Origin of the sequence: Chryseobacterium oncorhynchi (assembly GCF_002899895.1) — a bacterium.
GTDB classification, from domain to species: Bacteria; Bacteroidota; Bacteroidia; order Flavobacteriales; family Weeksellaceae; genus Chryseobacterium; species Chryseobacterium oncorhynchi.
Genome location: NZ_PPEI02000003.1, coordinates 51,504 through 72,221, shown reverse-complemented (window position 1 = coordinate 72,221; position 20,718 = coordinate 51,504). Strand labels below are relative to the sequence as shown.

The window sequence follows — 20,718 nt, the reverse complement described above, 5'->3', positions numbered from 1 at the left end:
ATGAATGATACTCATAATGAAGTAAAAATTATAGCTTACGAACCTCAATATAAGGAAGCTTTTAAGGCTTTAAATGAAGAATGGATCAGAACATTCTTTGTCATGGAGGCAAGCGATTATAAGCTTTTGGACAACCCTGAAGAACAAATTTTGAATAAGGGTGGACATATTGCTTTCGCATTGCTTAATGGTGAAGTGGTGGGAACATGCGCACTGGTAAAAGCCAAAGAAGAGCCCCTTACTTTTGAATTGTCAAAAATGGCAGTAAGCCCTAAAGCACAAGGAAAGAAAATTGGATATCTGCTGGGGAATGCCTTGGTAGAGAAAGCCAGAGAACTAAAAGCAGAGAAAGTATTTCTGGAGACCAATTCTGTCTTAGTTCCTGCCATCAAACTCTATGAAAAATTAGGCTTCAGACATATGCCGATCACTAATCCCGGATATGACAGGGTAGATGTACAAATGGAACTTGATCTTAAAGCCTAGCTGAAATAAAAAATATTAGAACTCGGATAGTAATATCCTTGTTCTAATATCAAAAATTAATCTAATTGCTTTATTGTTTTATTTCTTTACAAAAGTCTTTGTGTGGGAATTCTTACTTCCGCTGAGCTTAATAAAGTATACTCCTGACGGAATATTTTCGATATTTATTTTCTCATCAAAAAGACCATTGGAAGATTTTAAATTTCTTGTAGAAATAAGAGACCCTTTGGTATCAATAATTTCTGCTTTAACTTCTTTATCTATAGATTGATACAGGATGCCAATACTTGTTGAAGCAGGGTTAGGATAAACTTTAAAATCATCAACTGATTTTTGGGCTTCTTTCGTGGCTAAACTTCCGTTGGAACATTCAGGGATCCTGTTTACCCCATCTATTCCCCATGAAGAAAGAACCGGAATACAAAGCCAGTTCAAAACCGTTGGGAAATGATCTGTTTCTCTGGTTGTTGAGGTATAGTCGTAGATTTTAAAATTGCCTGTAGTATTATCATTATATGCAGGAGATCCTGTTATGGTCATATTATTTGCATTGGAGCCAGAGTCTGTCAGAGTATTTCCGGATGTTTCATTACATTTCCAATTGGAAAGAAGCTGAGCGTAATAAGGATGTGAGGATGTAATCTCCTGATTTGCCCAATTAACGATTACATTCCCTGGAAGAGCAGATTTCCAGATTCTGATGTCTTTGTAGGAAGCAGCAAGGTTTATTCCATAGGTATTGGTTCCGTCTTGGTTTAATGTTAAGGGAAGTCCGGAATCAATATTTCCGATGGTATTCATTTTAGCAAAAGTTACAGGAACACCATCTTCATATAAAGTTACCAGCCCATCTCTGTCAAAGCTGGCTGCAATATGTTTCCATTTGTTCGTTTCCACTTTTCCACCTACCAGATCAATTCTGTTAGTTCCGTCTCCTATATTCATTTTAAAGTTTTGTCCGGTATATCCTGAGAAAATGATTCCTTTGTTTTTTCCATTTGCCCAATTTTTATTGCCCATCATTACCGGATCACTTGTGTAAGCGGCGTTAGGCTTCACCCAAAATTCAATCGTAAAGTCCTGATTAGCTCCGAAATTATAAGGGGTCTGATTGTTTGGCTTCGCATAAGTTCCTGCCGGAAAATTAAGCTGGTTAAAGGTTTTATTGGATTCAATAATCGTTTTGCTGATCTGCTGAGGAGTAAATCCGGGATTGGAATAAACGGTAAAAATATTTCGCTCAGAAAGGTTTCCGCCACCGTGAGAACTTTCTACCGCACCGTGATCTGTCGTTAAAACAACCAGCCAGTCCTCATTATTGTAGGTAGCCCTGTTTTTCATAGCATTCACGATCTCGCCAATATAAGAATCGGTGGTTTGAATAGAAGAAACATATTGAGGAACAGAAGACGAAAAGCCATAAGAATGCCCCGCATGATCTACATCATCAAAGTCTACAAAAAGAATATCAGGGTTATCACTCTGTAATGCGCTCACCGCAGCATTTTTTACTGCAAGGTCTGTGGGCAGATTAGTCTTTACATCAGCCGTTTTTATAATTTTATCATTAATGGGTGCCCAGTTTGCCAAAGAAATTGTTCTAAGATTAGGATTGTAAGCTTCCGCTCTTGTCATAAAATCCGGATAATTGATGTAGTTAGGATTAGTAAAACTATTATCCTGAACATTGTGTTTGGTATGCCATACACCCGTAAGCATCGTACTCCAGCCGTTTCCGCTCCAGGTGGTAGCAGCACAAAGGCCGTCAAGAGAATAAATAGATTGGTTGATGAGGTTTTGAATGTTTGGAGTAGGGGTAGACATCATGACATCTGCACGGCATCCATCAATGCCAATAAAAAGGACTTTCTTGGTTTGCGCTCCAAGGAAACAGCTCATTACAACAGCCATTGAGAATAGTTTTGTTTTCATGGGATAAAAAGGTTTTAAAATAGAAAAGTTTACAAATAGTAATTTATTTTTAACTATTGTAAAATTAATTTACTATTTGTAAACATGTGTGAACTGAAAATTAATTAATTGATAATTAAAAAGTTCCTGTTTCTCTGAAGATTATAGCAGTAAGCATGAGCTAAAAACACCAATGACACAAATACAGATCTGTGCCATTAGTAGTTGAAAAAGAAATTTTTTAAAGAATGTTTTCAGCCTCAGAAATGGTTTTCAAAATATAGTCAGGCTTGGCCTTTTCTAATTCTGCTCTGCTCTGTGCCCCTGAAAGTACAGCAATGGTAAGTCCACAGCCAGCATTTTTGCCTTCTTCCACATCAATGACAGAATCTCCGGCCTTTAAGACCTTATCAGCTTCAGTAATATTGAATTTTTTCATCGCAAGATGAATCATGTCAGGGCTTGGGCGGCTTTCCAAAACATCATCTGCCGTAATAAGTGCATCAAAATGGACATTTTGCAGCCAGTTTAATTTGTTTAAAAGCTGATGAGCAATTTCAGAAGTATACCCCGTATTTAAAACTATTTTTTTATTCTTCGCTTTCATTTTAAGAAGAAAATCCTCTGTCCCGTTGATTGGTTTCACTTCAAGTTTTCTATAAGCCTCCTTGAGCTGATCTGAAAAGTTCTCAAAAATAGCGGGAGCATCTTCTTCATTACCATTAATTTCCCTTAGCAGGCTTGTGATGGCCTCCAGTTTCTCCATACCGGCACAGGTAGATAATACTTTATCCAAACTTACCTCATATCCATAATCGGTTACAGCATTTGTCAATGTTTTGTATACTACATTGTCCTCGTCAATTGTTGTTCCGGCCATATCCAGAACTAATAATTCTATATTTTTCATTTAAATTTATGCGTAGATTTTTTCAATATTAAACTTGGAGAAGCCCCCGCTTCCCGTCATTCCTTTTCCTCCGATACCCGTTACAATGTGAACATTAGGAGATGGGCTGTGCTCAAAAATATCTTTCGTTTTGCACTGAGAATACACCCCAAACCATCTTCTCTGAATTTCATAGGTGGGAAGATCAATAATTTTCCTGGCTTCATGGATCATAAACTCATCAATTTCCATATTAAGATCATAGCCAAGGTCATCTGCATTTTTGGCATCTGCGTATTCATGAGAATCCCCAAGAATGATAGATCCGTCCAATGCCTGCTTGAATAAAATATGAACACCATACCTTTTTTCAAACGAATTAGGATCTTCCAGTGATTTGATTTTTTGGAAAGACGGACACTCCCCAAACGATTCATACCTTCTGATGGAAAGGCCTGTAAGAATATTTCCCTGAAGAGAATAAATTCCCTGTGGTTTTGTCTGAAGCATTTGAAGCTTACTTACCTCCAGATCACTTTCATTGAATACATTAGGATATAATGTTTTAAATTCATGACCGCCGCAGATAATGATTTTTGAAGCAGTGAATTCAGTCTTGTCTGTTGCAATAGCAGTACATTTTTGGTTATCTTCATACGTCTCAGAGATGGTTGTATTATAGAAGATCTGCAATCCCATCTTTTCCTGCAAAAGCTTATGAAGCTTTACAATCATCTCTGCAGAATCTACAGAAAGTTCCTGAGGAAAGAAAAGTCCGCCTTTGCAATAGTCTGAACGAAGCCCGTCAAATTTCTTGATACAGTCATTTTTGGATAATAAAACAGATTCATAGTCATTGTTTCTGTTGATTTCATACAGCTCTTCAATCAACTGAAGCTCTTCATCATTGGAAGCAATGTATATGGAACCGTTTTTTCTGATGGTAAGATCTGCCTGGGTATGAAGTTCATTATATATTTCAAGACTTTCTCTTCCAAAGTTTTGCCATTTAAGATCCATTCCGGAGGGCACTACCTGTCCGAAGTTTCTTACAGTTGCACCCTGAGGCACAGCGTTTTTTTCAAGGATGGCTACCTTAAGATTTCTCTTCAAGGCATGATAAGCATGGAATGTTCCAAGAATTCCGCCTCCCACAACGAGTAAATCAAATTTTGTTGTCATTGTACTATAATTTATAAGATTTTCGAAGTATCGAAATTGATGAATTGGTTAGAGTTTGATTTCGGTTTTGACTTTTTTCTGAAAGAAAGAAATGCAATGACCGAAAGAATTAAAACAGTGAATGTTATGATATAATTTAAGGTGATATAAAAGCTAAGCCATGAAGTCTGGGCAGAACCAAAGTTCTTGTACAACAGGATCAAAACGCTTCCAAGATATCCAAAGGAATCTACAATATAGATCAGGAATCCTACATTACCCTTAATATCAAAGGCGGCAATCATCCTGTCAAAATAAATTCCGTTAAAAGGAATATAGCAGATATACATTCCAAAGCCTGAAATAGTCATCCACAGAAAAGGAGATAATGAGTTTTGCTGAAACAGATAGGTTGAAAGTCCTACGGTAAGAATTCCCGCAAAAAGAATGTAGTGATAATAGGCAAATGCCCTTTTATTGTTTTTAACCCTTACCATGAAGCTTAATATTAATAATACCATCGCTGCAATTGGAATTTCCGTTAAGGTGAAGATAGAACTGTCAAAAGTGAAATGCAATCCGTCCCAGATCTCACGGTTGAAGTTATCTCTGAAATCTCTTAAAATCGTTAAGCAGATATAAAGAAAAATAACACATACTATTGGAATGAAAAACTGATAAATAAGCGCTTTTCTACCTTTTCCGTTAAGGGGTTCCCTTTTACTTTTAAGCAAAATATCTTCTTCTGTGGGCTGAGGAATTTTTTCCAAAAGCATTCCGAAAATCAGTAATGGAACAATAAAGATCAGTCCGGCAGAAAAAGGCATCCAGAATTCCGAAATAGAAAATGTGTCCATTAAAAACTTTCCTACAGACTTTGTAAATCCTGAAGAAATTACAAAACTTGAGCATAAAAACAATCCGATAATTTCAGTCGTTTTACGCCCCTCAATGTATGAAAAAACAATTCCCCAGATCATTCCCAACGGAATACCATTAATGAACATAAAGAGAATATTATAAGGTGCGGGAACGACTGCAAATCCTAGTAGAGCAAGCTCAGCCACAGCAATGAATGTAAATAAATATCCAATTCTTTTTTGTGGTTTTAATTCTGAAATGAATTTGATCCCAATGAATTTCGAAATAAAGTAACCCACTGCTTGGGCGATAATAATCAATATTTTATAATCAACACCCCAATAAGAAAGTCCTTCAAAGGAGGCTACAGTAAAAGGCTTTCGAAATCCATACATGCAGAAGTAAACACCGAAAGCGGCAAAGGCGGCTTTCAGCGTTACTATTGTTTTTTTATTGATGGTTTTGGCCATTGTTGTGGTTTAGAAGTTCAGTTTTATTCCAAGATTAAATCTTACTCCATAATATTCCACCTGTTCAGGGCGGTCTTCGTTTTTACCGAAGTGATAGATCAGGGGCTTGTTCAGAATATTGTTGACATCTGCATATAGTGTAAGGAACTTGGTCAACTGATAAGATCCTCCAAAGTCCAGATTGCTGTATTTCCCGTAATAAGAATCATTGATGTCATCCTCAGCATATTCCACGGCATATTTTCCTTTATAGTTGTAGGCAAGCCTTGCATTGAATCCTTTTTTCTCAAAGAATAGTTGTACGTTATACAATTCCTTGGCTTGGTAAGGAAGTTTTACTTTTCTTCCGCTTGGTTTTTCCATTTCTGAAGTCATGAAAGTTGCATTTACCTGTGCCCCAAAATATTGAAGAAAACCTGGCAAAAAGTCAAATCTTTTATTGATGCCTAGCTCAATTCCTCCCAACCATGCTGCTTTTCCGTTATTGGGAGCAGAAAACTGTACTCCGTTCATCCCATTATAGCTTCCGGTGAATGAATCCTGAAAGATGGGATCTGTAATGGATTTATAGAAAACGCCACCACTCAGAATACCCACATTTGAGAAATAGTATTCTCCCATCAGGTCAAAATTTAAAGAATAAGTAGGATTGAGATTCGGGTTTCCACCTTTGAACTCATTATCTGCTTCAATATAAGTTCCCCCAGGGGTCAGATCTCCGAAATTAGGTCTTGAAAATGTTCTCGTAGCGGCAAATCGGAGGTTGGCTTTATCATTTAAGGTATATTTTAAATGAAGCATTGGTAAAACAGCAAGATAATTTTTAGTATGCTCCACAGGAGTAAGAACATCATCAACTACATTATATCCTTTTACTTTTGTATTGGTATTGGATAATCTGACACCTCCTAAAAGAGTGATCTTGTCATTCAGTTTATAGGTTGCCATTCCGTATGCGTCGGCATGTTTTTCAAAAACATCAAAGTTTCTTCCTAACGCCTTGTTGTATTCTAATGCTTCAGAATCAGTAGTGTTGATCTTTAGATTTCCCTGATTCTGATACCAGAACTGATTCATTCCGGAAGTAGAAAGTACCGGCCCAAAAGAGTTCCCGATATGAGCGTTCATTTCGCTTAAATACTTGGGTCCGTTTGCTTGTGTAGTAACATACTGTCCATAATCGGATAAAAGAGGGGCTGTTCCGTTGCTCCAGTTGTAGAAAATATCAGAGAACTTTGCATTACGCTCCTTATCTCTATACTTTAATCCGTATTTTAAGGTAAGCCTGTCGGAAGCATTGATCTCATGGTTAAAAGCAGCAACGATTTTATCTTTTTCTTCTACAAAAACCTTATAGAATTCAAGATCTGTAAATCTCATTTTAGTAGCATCCATTTTGAAATTAGGATCGCTGTAGAACCCAAATAAGGCATCGGGATTTTTATAATCTAATTTTCCGCCATCTGCTTTCCAGTATGCTCTTGGGCCATTTCCGTGATCGGAAATATAATCAGGGTTTATTCCTACTCCTGACTGGGTATACTTGATTACATAATAAGAGTTATTCTGCTTATCAGGAATGTTTCCATACTTGAACTGATTGTCATAATAAGAAAGATCCCAGTCAATTTTTCCCTTACTTAAACTGTGAATACCACCCAATGAAACTGAAGTAAGTTCTGTGATCAATAAGTTATGGATATTCTGAAGCTCTACTCTCGCCGTATTATTGGCAGAACTGAATTTATCAAATCTGATTCTGTGCTTGTAATGTGTTTCATCATCAGAAAGAGTTCCATACATTCCTTTTAGATAGAAAGTATTTTTCGGAGAAAGTACATATTCAAAAGCGGCATTGATCCCTGTTGTTTTGCGGACTCCATTATAATCACGAAGCTCTAACCTGAAAACACCTTCGTCACCACTTCTTCTTGCTTCGAAGTTATCTGTAGACCAGTTTCTGATGAAATGGGCAAAATTAAAAAGATACCCGAATTTTTTATCCTTTGTTCTTCCGCCATATAATAAGCCGAGATTATAAACTCCTTTATCTGCTTTGGCATTGTAACCACTTCCTAACGTAGCTTTAAACTCAGTTTTCATAGGTGGTGTCTTGGTAATAAAGTTGACACCGCCACCAATTCCATCAGCTTCCATATCAGGCGTAAAAGATTTGTTTACATGCACATAAGAAATAAGCTCTGTAGGGAAAAAATCAAAAGCTGTAGCTCTGGATGTTGTTTCCTCTTCAGCAGTTGGCAGCCTGTTTCCATTAATTGTAGTGGAGGCCCAGAAAGGAGGGAGTCCTCTTAAGGAAACAAATCTTCCCTCGCCCTGATCTCTTTCAATGGATACGCCTTGTACACGCTGTACGGTTTCCGCAGCATTTCTGTCCGGAAGTTTACCGATACCATCTGATGCGATGACGTTGGTAATGTTAATGGCATTCTTTTGTAGATTTAAAGCTCTAGCTTCTGTGTTCTTTAGGGTTCCGGTTACTACAACTTCATCAAGGTTTTTTCTTGGTTGTGATAATCTTATGGTTCCCAGATCTATAGTGGCTCCGGATTTTAAGTCAATATCAACATCCGAAGATTCGTAGCCAATGTAGCTGATTTGTAGACTGTATTGGCCTTCTTTAATGTCATTGATTGTAAATTTTCCGTCAATATCTGTGGTTATACTCTTCGATAAACCTTTTATTTTAACGGTTGCACCGGGAAGCGGTTGACTGTCATCAAGAACAGTTCCTATAATTAACTGCTTTTGTGCTGAAACAAGAATGATAAAACAGACAAAAACAAGGGTAAGTAATTTCTCTAAATTTGTTTTCATTTTTACATATATTAAATTTTTTATGCAAAACAAGCTAATAATTTTAATATATATAAATATTTCGTGTTAAGTATTGTTTAATAAATTATGGGGATTTGTTACTGATTTCTTACTCTGAAAATGATTCAAAAAGTAGAAAAAAGAAGTTACGTGTTATCAAAAAATCCTTTATTTAAAGGGATTATAAAGTAATTTTGATAGAATGTTATTATTTGGATTTTTTCTGTAAAAAGAACGTTTGTCATTAACATAGCGTTAATTTAAACCATAACAGGAAAATCAAAAGTTTACAAATAGTAAACTTTTTAGAAAATAAAAGATAAAAATAAATGGGGTGTATATAGAATTTATGCAGTGTAAAAATAAAGAACAAGCATTACACAGCTTTCATTGCTGATGCTTACAGGAACGTGTGGAAATTTACCATTGAAATAAAGAGAATCTCCCTCTTTTAAGATAATTTCTTCGTTATCAATGATGTATTTTACCTCTCCTTTCAGGATATATTTAAACTCCCAGGCATCAGTAATCACCTTTTCTCTTTTAGAGTTGGGTTCAATAGTAAGCAATACAGCTTCAAATCCTAAAGAGTGAAGACTTTTACTGAAGATGTGCATATACTTGAACCCTTCGGCTTCCACTTCTTTTTCTATAAGCTGCTGGTTTTCCTTGGGAACATAAATGAATTTTGCATTGGACTTTTTCTCAACGCCTTCAAAGAAATAACTTGCATCAATTTCAAGAGACTGAATAAGATCGAGTAAAACAGGAAGGGAGGGAATGGTTCTGCCGTTTTCGATACGGGAAACAAGCCCGTTACTTACATTGGCCTTGAAAGCCAGTTCATTAATGGTTAAATTATTCTTTTTTCTAATATCCTTTAATCTCTTACCGATACCTATTAAAAAGTCATTCATGCTGTATTCAATTTAACCTAAATTATTTTCGTCATTATATGAAAGGCAAAGGTAATACTATTCTATATAGGTTGTATGGTGTGCAGTATCAATTCATTTAAAATTATTGTTGAGGTTTAAAATTAAAATGCAAAGAAATAAAATAGCAGATTTGAACAGGGGGCTTTTCGCTTTCCCAATAAAATTTCCTTATTTTTGTAAAACTCCTTATTTCATTTCATGAAAAAAATTATTCTTATCGAAGACGAAACCAGCGTAGTTTCTTTTATTAAAAAAGGACTGCAGGAAAATGGATATGAAATTTCTGTTGCTTTTGATGGGCGTACCGGTGTACAATTGGTACAAGCGAACGATTTCGATTTAGTAATTTTAGATATTATGCTACCTGAAATGAATGGGCTGGATGTGTGTAAAGAAATCAGGAAAACCAATAAGGGTGTTCCGATTTTATTTTTAACAGCCCTGGGAACTTCAGAAAATATTGTTCTTGGGTTAGAAAGTGGTGGTGATGATTATCTGGTAAAACCATTCAAATTTATTGAATTGGTTGCCCGTGTAAAATCCCTTTTGAGAAGAAGTCATAACAATGGTCCACAGGAAATAGCTGAACCGGAGCCGGATAACGAACACGTATTTCAGTTTTCTGATCTTACAGTGAATGATTACACTAAAAAAGTTACCCGTGGCGGAGAAGAAATTACACTTACTTCTACTGAATATAAACTTTTGCTGTATTTCCTTAATAACCCTGAAAAAGTAATTTCCAGAGCTGAAATTCTGGATGCGGTATGGGGAGTGAACTATGAACTGGGAACCAATGTGGTAGATGTTTATGTGAACTATTTAAGGAAAAAGCTAGATAGTCAGGATGATAATAAATTGATCCATACGGTAATAGGGATGGGTTATGTATTGAAAAAAGCGTAATGAATGTTTAACAGAGTGATTACAAATCAGACCAAAACGATGGTGCTTTTAATGTTGGTTTTTACCGCCATTATTTTGCTATTCAGTGGTTTGGTTTACTTTTCAATTGTTAATTTTTCACATCAGAGGTTTTATGAGCTGCTAAAGATCCGTACAACTACCATTGTTCAGATTGAAAAAAGTAAGGATCATCTTGATCTTCCCGAAAATTATATCCTTAATAGCCTGAATGATGAGGAGCTTCCTATGGAAAAAGACTATGTCTTTGCGGTTCCTGCAGACTCCAATTTCAGAAAAATCTCCCAGGAGGTTCACATTCCGGATTATTTTTTCAAAAATATCATCAGAAAAGGAGAGGATAATTATAACGACAAAGAATTCTACTATATTGGTCAGAGCTTTAAGTATGATGATAAAGATTATATTGCTATTGCTTCTGCCAAGAACCATTATGTGATCTATTATCTTGGATTCTTGAAAAGAACACTGCTTACATGTATTGTTCTTTCGCTGTTCTTCAGTATGATATTTTCTTTTTACCTCTCGAAGACATTATTTAGGCCCATCTTAAAGATTACCGGAAAGGTAAAGGAAATAAGTTCAGAAAATCTTCACCTTCGATTAGAAGCACAGCCTGATAATAAGGAACTGAATGAGCTTGTAGATACCTTTAATGGTATGCTGAACAGAATTGAAACCTCTTTTGAAACTCAAAATCACCTGATTGGAAACGTCTCTCATGAGTTGAGAACACCTTTGACTTCCATTATGGGCGAAGCAGATGTTGCTCTTTCAATAAGCAGAACGACTGAAGAATACAAGGAAACTTTGGAAATCATTCTGGATGAAGCCGAAAAGCTTGATAAAAAGATCAAAGCCTTATTAATGATTGCCCAAACCGGTTTTGATGGCAAGATCCAAAAAATGGATAAGGTAAGAATAGATCAGCTGCTTTGGGATGTTATTGAAACCTTGAGAAAAATTGATTCCAGAAATAATATCTATCTGGATATCAGTATGCTTCCTGATAACCCAAAAAAGCTGAAAGTACAAGGGAACGAACAGCTTCTACATCTTGCCGTTGCCAATATTATCAGTAATGGCTGTAAGTATTCCAATTTCCAGCAGGTAAAAGTTTCTCTCGGAGCCACAGATACAGATGTCTACATTATTGTAAAGGACAATGGTATCGGAATTCCTCAGGAAGAAATGAATAAAATATATGACCCTTTCTTCAGGGCATCTAATACCAACAACTATGAGGGCTATGGAATTGGACTTCCATTGGCAAGAAACATTGTACGCATGCATCACGGAGAATTGATCGTAAGTTCTCACGAAAATCAAGGAACCACGGTGCAAATGCGCTTCCCAAACTTCTATAGTACACAGAGGGAGAATGTTTAATACAAAGATGAGAATTTGCAAATTTGCGATTTCTTTCCTTATAATTTTATCCACATTAATTTCCATTAACAATTTTCTAATCTCATTTTAATCTCTTTAATCACATTTTAATTCCGTTCCAAAGAACTTCTAATTTGGCCACTTTAGTTTTGTATCATCAAAAAAGATCAACACAAAACAAAATAATAAGAACATGGCTAAAACAATTTTAATTGCTACAGATTACTCTCTTGAGTCATTAAACATATTAAAAAAAGTACTAAAGGAAAAAGATGCATCCGAGGATCAAAATCAATATAATATTCTTTTGACCTCAGGATATGATTCGGGAGATTCTATCAGAGACCTTTTGTTCAATACGAAAACAACCATCTTCAATAAGATAAGACCTGCAGAGTTCTGTGATGCCTTTGGGATCATAAAGAATAAATATCCTCATCTGGTTAATAAAATCATCTGTGATATTTTCACAGGAAGCTTTCAGAGAACTTTCAACCAATATGTGATTGCTGAAAATATTGAGGAAGCATACTATTCTTCATCCATCAAAAGCAAGGGTAAAGGTAAGTTTGATATTATCCCTTACATCAAAAAGTGCAAAGATCTGAAATCCCATGAAATAGCAGTTGGGGTCAGAGAAAGACTTCCAGAAAGAGGAAGACTGGCTGAGATCTTTGTAGAGGTTTAAAAGCACAAAAACAATTTAAAAAGTAAAACAATGTTAAGAAATTATAGTAACAGCAGGACACTGGGAGACAATATCAGGTTGGGGACGCTGACTGCATTTACGGCAGGTACTATAAATATAGCATCCCTACTCATATTTCTTTCTTTTACGTCCAATGTAACAGGGCATTACGCCATTTTAGCAGCGGAAATAAGTAAAGGTAACTGGACACAGGTGGCAGTAGTTGGAGGATGGATTTTCTTATTCTTCTTCGGAAGTTTTCTATCCAACTTTATAGTCATCAACTTTAATAAAAAAAGTAAATACTTTGCCCACTCACTACCAATTGTACTGGAAATAATATGTCTGCTCTTTGTGGGAGTATATGGACAGTTTTATTACCAGAAAACCTTGGAAGAAACAGAATATCTGGTGGCCCTGATGCTTTTTGCAACAGGATTACAGAATGGCTTAACGGCAAGTATCTCGAACTTCTCTGTGAAAACAACCCATCTTACCGGAACAACAACCGACCTGGGAATTCTTGTTTCTATGTTTACTCAAAAGAAGTATAGAAAAAACGGAGAACTGATAGGAAGAGCTAAATTATTATTGAGCATCATGCTTGCTTATGTTTTGGGAGCCGTTTTTTCAGGATTAACATATTACTATCTGGAATTCAGGGTGTTCTATGTAATCAGTGTATGTCTTCTGATCGTTATAGGATACGATGCTTATAAAATTCATGTACGACATTTTAACACAAAGTACAGATACAACAGGATTTACAGAAAGCCTAATCTTTTAGCTTTTCTGTATGAAAAAATCCATGGAATCCCTAAAAGAAAGGAAAAGAGGAAACTCGCCTTCGAAGACTAAATATCAGGTGAAATATTTTTCACTATTATTTTTTGTATAAACTAGCTGTGAATCAACCCTCTATTGGTATAAAGCAATAGGGGGTTGTTCTATTTGAAAAACAATGGTAATGGATGGTTTGGAACGGGATTTGTAAAAAGGAGTATTGTTGAAATGTTGATAATTAAATATTAATTCACGGTTTTAATGTTTTAATTCCCATTTTCATTGACTATTTTTGTAAGTTGATTTACGTTTTTATGTCAGATATTATTCAGCTTTTACCGGATCATGTAGCGAACCAAATTGCAGCGGGAGAGGTGGTGCAGAGACCTGCATCCATCGTGAAAGAACTTTTGGAAAACGCTATAGATGCAGATGCAACGAAAATTGAATTGATCATCAGAGATTCCGGGAAAAACCTCATACAGGTGGTGGACGACGGAAAAGGGATGTCCGAAACAGATGCCAGGCTGGCATTTGAAAGGCATGCTACGTCCAAGATCAGAGGAACGGAAGATATCTTTAAGATCGCAACCAAGGGATTCCGTGGAGAAGCGTTGGCTTCCATTGCTGCGGTTTCACAGGTTGAGCTGAGAACAAAACAGAAAGACTCTTCTATTGGAACCAATATTTACATTGAAGGTGGTGTTTTCCAGTTTCAAGACCCGGTTCAGACGGCAGAGGGATCAAACTTTTTAGTAAAGAACCTTTTCTATAATGTTCCTGCAAGAAGAAAATTCCTAAAAAATAATAATATTGAATTCAGACATGTAATTGATGAATTTCAACGGGTGGCATTGGCGCATGAGGGACTTGAATTCTCTTTGTTTCATGATGATGAACCTGTTTTCAGGTTAAGAAAAGGAAGCCAGATGCAACGTATTGTGGATGTTTTTGGAAGAAAATTACAACCCCTTTTGATTCCTATAAAGGAAGATATTATCTGGTGTAAGCTTCACGGATTTGTTGCTAAACCTGAAGGATCAAAGAAAGCCAGAGGAGAACAGTTTCTTTTTGTAAACGGAAGATATTTTAGAAGTCCGTATTTCAACAAAGCTGTCCAGGAAGCATTTGAGGGACTACTTTTACCAGGGTATGTTCCGTCATTCTTCCTTTTTCTGGAACTTGATCCGGAAAAAATAGATGTGAATATTCATCCACAGAAAACAGAAGTGAAATTTGAGGATGAGCACCTTATTTTCGCGTTGCTTAGATCTACAATCAAAAGATCTTTAGGGATTTATAATGTTTCTCCAAGCCTTGATTTCGATAGAGATCCGGAATTGGATGAAATGATGAACAAACCAATTCCAAGCAAAGGAAATGGGGGTGGAAGTGGTGTTATAAAAATGCCGGAGATTATTGTAGACAGAGACTACAATCCATTTTTGGAAGAGAGAAACGTACGTCCGGAAGAGATTCAGAACCTTACGGAAATGTATCATCAGAATATTACTGCAGAGCCTTCAAAGATCAATTTATTTGAAGATGAAGATTTTGACGAAGACCTGATGAGGCTTCCTAACGGATATTGGCTTTTCAACAAAGGAGACATGACTCTTATGCTGGATCTTGGAAGAATGCACAGGTTATTGGTTTCTGAAAACAATAAATCAACCAGAAAATCAAATACAAACAGTCATGCACTCTTGTTTTCTCTGGAGTACCATATGAATGAAATAGAGAAGAATAAATATCAATCTATCAAAAAATATCTTCCGGAACTTGGGTTTGACATGAAAATTGCTCATGAAAGCGTACTGAGGATAGATTCTCTTCCTGAGGGACTAAAAGAAACACAGGCTATGAAGTTTTTGGAGAATCTTTTTGAAATTCTGGAATACAAAACAGAAGAAGAGTTTCTGGACTATTACCATAATCAGTGGAGTAAGATGCAATCGAAGTCAAGGTTTGATTTTATTTATAAAAAAGATGCGGAACAGGTTATCAAGGACTTTACGGCATTAGGTTTCCCGGAGTTTTTACCGGATGGGAAAAGATGCTTCTACGAGGTTCCGTTTAATGATTTTAAAAACAAATTCTAAAAAATATGTTTAATAATATACCACCAATTACAAGAAATATTATCATCATCAATGTTATAGTGTTTATTGTTACCTCTTTAATGGGAAATCAGATTATCGGTTATCTTGCCGGTTTTTATCCTTTTTCTCCCTATTTTCATTCTTGGCAGATTATTACCCATATGTTCATGCATGGTAGTATTATGCATATTTTATTTAACATGTTGACTTTATACAGCTTTGGGCCGATTTTGGAGCAGACATTGGGTGAGAAAAAATATTTAATCATGTATTTTTTAAGCGGATTAGGGGCTTTCTTCCTTTTTAATCTTTGGAACTTTGTTGAAGTTCAGCAGATTTCTAGTGGGTTGCAGGAACTTGGCTTCAATGTTGGAGCTTATCTTTCCGGTGCAAGTGTAGAATTTAACGGAAATGCGGCTTCCATCCTTAAACAGAAAGAATTATTAGAAAGCTTAAAAGATATTGTGGCAACACCCATGGTTGGTGCTTCCGGAGCAATCTTCGGAGTAGTGGCTGCTTTTGCAACATTATACCCTGACTCCAAAATTATGATGATGTTTATTCCAATTCCCATAAAGGTAAAATATCTGATGCCTATTGTGATTGTTGTTTCAGTATATCTTGGGATTTCCGGTAATGGAGGAGGAATTGCTCACTTAGCTCACGTTGGTGGAGCTTTAGTAGGGTGGATTTTAGCAAGAATCTGGAAGAAACATTTATATAGATTCAATTAATTTATTGTTGTGAAAATTTTCCGACTTATACTTTTGATCCTGCATTTAGGAATCCTTTTTCTATTGTTAGGAACCTTATTGAATGCCTATGTTCCACCTAAAATATTTCCGTGGTTTAATTTGCTTTCTCTGGGTTTTCCGATTCTGATCATTTCTTACATTATACTAACGATTTTCTGGGTTTTCAGCTGGAAGAAAAGAGCTTTTGTTTTCATGTTTGCAGGACTGGCTTTTATAAATCCGGTAAAACGATGGGTTAATTATTCTTCTGATAAAAAAGAAGAAGGAGATATAAAAATGGTTTCTTTTAATACTAGAAATGGTATTTTGGGAAAAAATGAAATAAAAGAATATCTAAATTCTCAGAATGCCGATGTGATTCTTTTACAGGAAGATACTGGAATCGGCTATAGTTTTGAGGGATATAACAAAGCAAACCTCCCAAGTGGCATTTCTGTCTTTACCACACACAAGATCATTAGTGAAAAGATAATAGAGCCTAAAGATGGAGAAAGAGTTCCTGCAATACAGGTTGACATAGAAATTAAAGGTAAAATTTACAGATTTATCGATGTATATCTTCATCCATTTAAGTTTGAGAAAGATATGGTTAGGCTTAATGGATCCTCAGATGATAACGAACAGAAAATAAAAGATGTTGTAAAAAGGCTTATTCCAACCTTTAAGAAGCATCAGGATCAAGTAGGATTAATCAGGGAGTCCATTGACAGTTCTCCATATCCTGTTATTGTAGCAGGCGATTTCAATTCCGTTCCCAATTCTTATGAGTATTATCAATTGTCAGAGGGGCTTGAGGATGCATTTTTAACCGCAGGAAGAGGAAGTGCAACTAGCTTTCATGATTATAAATTTCCGATAAGGATAGACTATGTTTTTTCTTCAAAATCACTAAAGGCCGTTTCCTATGTCGTCGACCGTTCTGTCAGTCTTTCAGATCATTATCCGGTAATTTCAAAATTTTCAGTAAGCGACAAATAATCATAAAAATAGTTAATGTTTGACTGCTTGGTAGGGTTTTTGCTTAAAAATATCCGTACCAAGACCGTTTTTTCATGAAGTCGAATCAGATATTACTATTTATACATATCGCTGTTGCTGTTTTACTCTTATGCACGCTGGGAAATGCATGGGTTCCACCTAACCTTTTGGGGAATCTTAATCTTCTTTCCCTTGGTTTTCCGTATCTGATACTGACACACCTACTTCTTACCTTAATCTGGGCTTTTAAAAAACAAAAAATTGCGATTGCTTTTGCTTTAGGGACCTTAGTTTTTTACAACCCAATAAGACGATGGATCAATTTTTCTCCAAAAACAGATAACGTAAAAACAATACGAGATATCAAGGTTTTAACCTTTAATGTTAAATATGGTGACTATGGATGGGATAAGGTAAAAAACTATATCAAAGAACAGGATCCAGACATTATTCTGGTTCAGGAAAAGGATACTAACCGTGCTTTAAGACAGGATCTGGTAAAATATCCCTCAGTGATTCTTAAAACAAAACATAAGATTCTAAGACAGGCTGAAATCATTGAAGATAATTCAAGAGGAAACTCTTTCTATGCAGATGTGGATATCAATGGAAAGATTATAAGAATTGTAAATGTTTATCTGGAACCTTTCCGACTTCATAAAACAATGTTTACAAAATTGGATGGCTTGGGAATAGGAAATGTTTCAACACTTCTTTCTCGTATGATTCCAACTTTCCAAGCTCATGAAGATCAGATCAAAAAGATCAGAAAAGTGATTGATTTCTCACCTTATCCTGTGATTTTAGCGGGAGATTTTAATTCTGTTCCCAATTCCTATGAGTATTATAGCCTTGGGAAAGATCTTCAGGATGCATTTTTAACTGCTGGAAAGGGGAGTGCAAGCAGCTTTCATGATTATAAAGTTCCTTTAAGAATCGATTATATTTTCAGTTCAAAATCTATCATTCCTTTGAGTTATAAAGTAGATCAATCTGTGAAATTATCGGATCATTATCCTGTAATTGCAGAATTTCTGCTAAATTAGTTCCATGAAAAATTTACTGCCTGCCATTTTTATTTTTATTCTTCTTCTTACAGCGTGTTCCAAAAAAGAAACGTCTAATGTTAATACTGAACAGGAGGTAAGAATAAATTATGATACCACTGCAGTGGATTCCTTTTCAACGGGTGCTGTTTCAGTGGATATTGCCCGCAAGATCAGAATGTCATCTCCTCAATACTTAGACTCTATAAAGCAGCTTAAAAAAGCTCAGGAAGAAGAGAAAAAGCTTAAAGCTGAGCTTGAGAAAGAGAACAAAAAGAAAGTAGAGGATGAAAAGAAAAAAACAGACGCGGAAAAGAAGAAAACTTCAGAAACTGCTCCGGTAAGTGAAACCAAAACCAAAACCAAAACAGAATAAAAAACATTCCTTAAAATATACAATATGAAAAAACAAATTCTTGCAGCAGTAGTGATTTCTATATTCACTGTTGCTTGTACAAAATCAACAACAAAAACAGAACAGGTAGAAAGTGCTGACGGATCAGTTACTACTACAACTACAACGGTTTCAGAAACATCTCCACACATCGTTGACTCGGCAAAAGTGAATGAAGCTAAGGAAAATGTAAATGAAAAATTAGATCAGGCCGGAAATAAGATTGACAATGCTGCGCAGAAAGCTAAAGATAAAATTGATGCTACTGCAGATAAAACCAAACAGGATCTTAATAAGGCGGGACAGGACATTAAAACTGAAGCCAATAAGGTAGGAAAAGATATTAAGAGCGGAGCTCAGGAAGCAGGGAAAGATGCAAAAGATGCCGCAAGAAAAGGAGCTGCAAAAGTAGAAGATGCAGCTAAAAAATTAAAAGATGATTTAAGTAAATAAAAGAAACCCGCAGTTGAACTCAACTGCGGGTTTTATTTTTAGTGTATAGATCAATAAAACGTTTTATTAATACGGAGCCGGTCTTTACTTATTAAGCTCTAAAAGCGGTTCTATATACTCCCTGTCATTACTTAACCTTGGAACTTTATTCTGTCCGCCAAGCTTTCCTTTGGATTCCAGCCAGTGGTAGAATAAATTATCTTTTGCAATATGTACAATTGGTCTTTTAAGGGTCATGTTGTTATATCTCTTTGCTTCGTAATCCGAATTGATGGTCTTTAGGTGTTGGTCAAAAGCATCAATAAAGTTATCCAGATTGTCCGGATATTGACTGAACTCAAATATCCATTCGTGGGCACCTCCCTCGTTATTTTTCATAAAGACCGGAGCGCCTGTAAAGTCTGTAATCTGAGCACCAGTATTTTCACAGGCCTTTGACAGCGCAGATTCTACGTTGGTAATCATTAGCTCTTCTCCAAAAGCATTGATGTAATGCTTGGTTCTCCCTGTTATTTTTATTCTGAAAGGGTTTATTGATGTAAATACAACTGTATCTCCAATCAGATATCTCCATAGTCCGCCGTTGGTGGTGATAACCATAGCATAGTTTTTCCCAATTTCCACATCCTCCAGACTTACTACCTTTGGATCTGAGAAATGAAACTGATCCATTGGTATAAACTCGTAGAATATCCCATAATCCAGCATCAGAAGCATCTCATCACTATTGGATCTGTCCTGTATACCGAAGAATCCCTCAGATGCATTATAAATTTCGTAGTAATTGATGTTTTTTCCGATGATCTGCTTGTATTGTTCCTTGTAGGGTTTAAAACTGATTCCACCGTGGAAAAAGACCTCTAAATTAGGCCACAGCTCAGAAATACTTCCTACACTGGTTTCCGTTAATACTCGTTGTAAAAGAACCATCATCCAGCTTGGGACTCCCAGAATACTTCCTACATCTTCATTTTTTACTTCTGAGGTAATTGCTTTCAGTTTGCTTTCCCATTCTCCCATCAAAGAAACCTTCTTGCTTGGAGTGGTCGTAATTTCTACCCAAAATGGGAGATTATCAATTAAAATGGCAGACAAGTCGCCAAATTTTGTATTAAAATCAGCATACAGTTCCGAACTTCCGCCTAAGCGTAAGTTTTTATAATTAAAAAGCTGATTTTCCGGATGATTATTAGCATAGATAGACACCATGTCCTTTCCGGCTTTCATGTGACAATATTCAAGGCTTTCGGCGGAAATAGGAATAAACTTGCTTCTTGCATTAGTTGTTCCCGATGATTTAGCAAAATGTTTAATCAGTCCCGGCCAGCTTACATCCTTGTGACCCTGGCGCGCCCTTTCAATATAAGGTTCAAAATCTTCATAGGTAACAATAGGGACCTTATTTTTAAAATCCTGATAGCTTGAAATAGAGTTAAATCCATGCAGTTTGCCATATTCTGTATCCTCTGCATGAAACAGTTGAGAAAACAATATACCTTTCTGTGTTTCAATGGGATGATCCATGAAATTTTGAATCTGGTCTATCCTTTGACGGATGAACCAGTTGACCACAGTATTGAAAAGTGCCTTGGTTGCCATTCCAACAAATATAATGATATTTGAATGTTTAGAGAATTTTTTTGTAAGGTTAAATA

At 36.0% G+C, this 20,718-nt stretch carries 18 protein-coding genes; 11 read left to right on the top strand and 7 right to left on the bottom strand.

Annotation, left to right across the window (positions count from 1 at the left end; all coding sequences use genetic code 11):
- A complete protein-coding gene (locus C1638_RS10535) occupies positions 1-486 on the top strand; it encodes a GNAT family N-acetyltransferase (protein ID WP_109620768.1) in 486 nt (161 codons plus the stop codon).
- 78 nt (positions 487-564) lie between these two features.
- Here C1638_RS10535 and C1638_RS10530 read toward each other — a convergent pair whose 3' ends face one another.
- The 6 genes from C1638_RS10530 to C1638_RS10505 all read right to left on the bottom strand — a co-directional run bounded on the left by C1638_RS10530 (position 565) and on the right by C1638_RS10505 (position 9,530).
- Positions 565-2,418, bottom strand: a complete 1,854-nt coding sequence (locus C1638_RS10530) for an alkaline phosphatase family protein (RefSeq protein ID WP_109620765.1) — start codon at positions 2,416-2,418, stop codon at positions 565-567.
- A gap of 220 nt (positions 2,419-2,638) precedes the next feature.
- Entirely contained in the window at positions 2,639-3,307 is a 669-nt protein-coding gene (locus C1638_RS10525) for an HAD-IA family hydrolase (protein ID WP_109620764.1), read from the bottom strand.
- Positions 3,308-3,313: 6 nt separating this feature from the next.
- Complete coding sequence (locus C1638_RS10520) at positions 3,314-4,468, bottom strand: TIGR03364 family FAD-dependent oxidoreductase (RefSeq protein ID WP_109620763.1); 1,155 nt, start codon at positions 4,466-4,468, stop codon at positions 3,314-3,316.
- A gap of 11 nt (positions 4,469-4,479) precedes the next feature.
- Positions 4,480-5,778 (bottom strand): DUF5690 family protein, encoded by a 1,299-nt coding sequence (locus tag C1638_RS10515; RefSeq protein ID WP_109620762.1) that lies wholly within the window; start codon positions 5,776-5,778, stop codon positions 4,480-4,482.
- A gap of 9 nt (positions 5,779-5,787) precedes the next feature.
- The gene (locus tag C1638_RS10510) at positions 5,788-8,613 is read right to left on the bottom strand and encodes a TonB-dependent receptor (protein ID WP_109620761.1); all 2,826 of its coding nucleotides are present in this window, start codon (positions 8,611-8,613) and stop codon (positions 5,788-5,790) included.
- Between the two features lie 347 nt (positions 8,614-8,960).
- Positions 8,961-9,530: a helix-turn-helix domain-containing protein gene (locus C1638_RS10505; RefSeq protein WP_109620760.1), complete on the bottom strand. Its 570-nt coding sequence runs from the start codon at positions 9,528-9,530 to the stop codon at positions 8,961-8,963.
- Between the two features lie 219 nt (positions 9,531-9,749).
- Here C1638_RS10505 and C1638_RS10500 point away from each other — a divergent pair, with 219 nt between their 5' ends.
- The 10 genes from C1638_RS10500 to C1638_RS10455 all read left to right on the top strand — a co-directional run bounded on the left by C1638_RS10500 (position 9,750) and on the right by C1638_RS10455 (position 19,063).
- On the top strand, positions 9,750-10,457 hold the full coding sequence (locus C1638_RS10500; RefSeq protein ID WP_109620759.1) for a response regulator transcription factor: 708 nt from the start codon (positions 9,750-9,752) through the stop codon (positions 10,455-10,457).
- Between the two features lie 3 nt (positions 10,458-10,460).
- Positions 10,461-11,864 (top strand): sensor histidine kinase, encoded by a 1,404-nt coding sequence (locus C1638_RS10495; protein ID WP_109620758.1) that lies wholly within the window; start codon positions 10,461-10,463, stop codon positions 11,862-11,864.
- 193 nt (positions 11,865-12,057) lie between these two features.
- Positions 12,058-12,552 (top strand): hypothetical protein, encoded by a 495-nt coding sequence (locus C1638_RS10490; RefSeq protein WP_109620757.1) that lies wholly within the window; start codon positions 12,058-12,060, stop codon positions 12,550-12,552.
- Between the two features lie 30 nt (positions 12,553-12,582).
- Entirely contained in the window at positions 12,583-13,410 is an 828-nt protein-coding gene (locus tag C1638_RS10485; RefSeq protein ID WP_109620756.1) for a YoaK family protein, read from the top strand.
- Positions 13,411-13,649: 239 nt separating this feature from the next.
- A complete protein-coding gene (mutL, locus tag C1638_RS10480; protein ID WP_109620755.1) occupies positions 13,650-15,437 on the top strand; it encodes a DNA mismatch repair endonuclease MutL in 1,788 nt (595 codons plus the stop codon).
- A gap of 5 nt (positions 15,438-15,442) precedes the next feature.
- Complete coding sequence (locus C1638_RS10475; protein WP_109620754.1) at positions 15,443-16,171, top strand: rhomboid family intramembrane serine protease; 729 nt, start codon at positions 15,443-15,445, stop codon at positions 16,169-16,171.
- A 9-nt stretch (positions 16,172-16,180) separates the two neighbouring features.
- Positions 16,181-17,170, top strand: a complete 990-nt coding sequence (locus C1638_RS10470; protein WP_109620753.1) for an endonuclease/exonuclease/phosphatase family protein — start codon at positions 16,181-16,183, stop codon at positions 17,168-17,170.
- A 74-nt stretch (positions 17,171-17,244) separates the two neighbouring features.
- The gene (locus tag C1638_RS10465) at positions 17,245-18,216 is read left to right on the top strand and encodes an endonuclease/exonuclease/phosphatase family protein (protein WP_109620752.1); all 972 of its coding nucleotides are present in this window, start codon (positions 17,245-17,247) and stop codon (positions 18,214-18,216) included.
- Between the two features lie 4 nt (positions 18,217-18,220).
- The gene (locus C1638_RS10460) at positions 18,221-18,592 is read left to right on the top strand and encodes a hypothetical protein (RefSeq protein WP_109620750.1); all 372 of its coding nucleotides are present in this window, start codon (positions 18,221-18,223) and stop codon (positions 18,590-18,592) included.
- Positions 18,593-18,616: 24 nt separating this feature from the next.
- A complete protein-coding gene (locus C1638_RS10455; RefSeq protein ID WP_109620748.1) occupies positions 18,617-19,063 on the top strand; it encodes a hypothetical protein in 447 nt (148 codons plus the stop codon).
- An 84-nt stretch (positions 19,064-19,147) separates the two neighbouring features.
- Here C1638_RS10455 and C1638_RS10450 read toward each other — a convergent pair whose 3' ends face one another.
- Positions 19,148-20,662, bottom strand: a complete 1,515-nt coding sequence (locus C1638_RS10450) for a GH3 auxin-responsive promoter family protein (protein ID WP_109620746.1) — start codon at positions 20,660-20,662, stop codon at positions 19,148-19,150.
- Positions 20,663-20,718 lie beyond the last annotated feature (56 nt).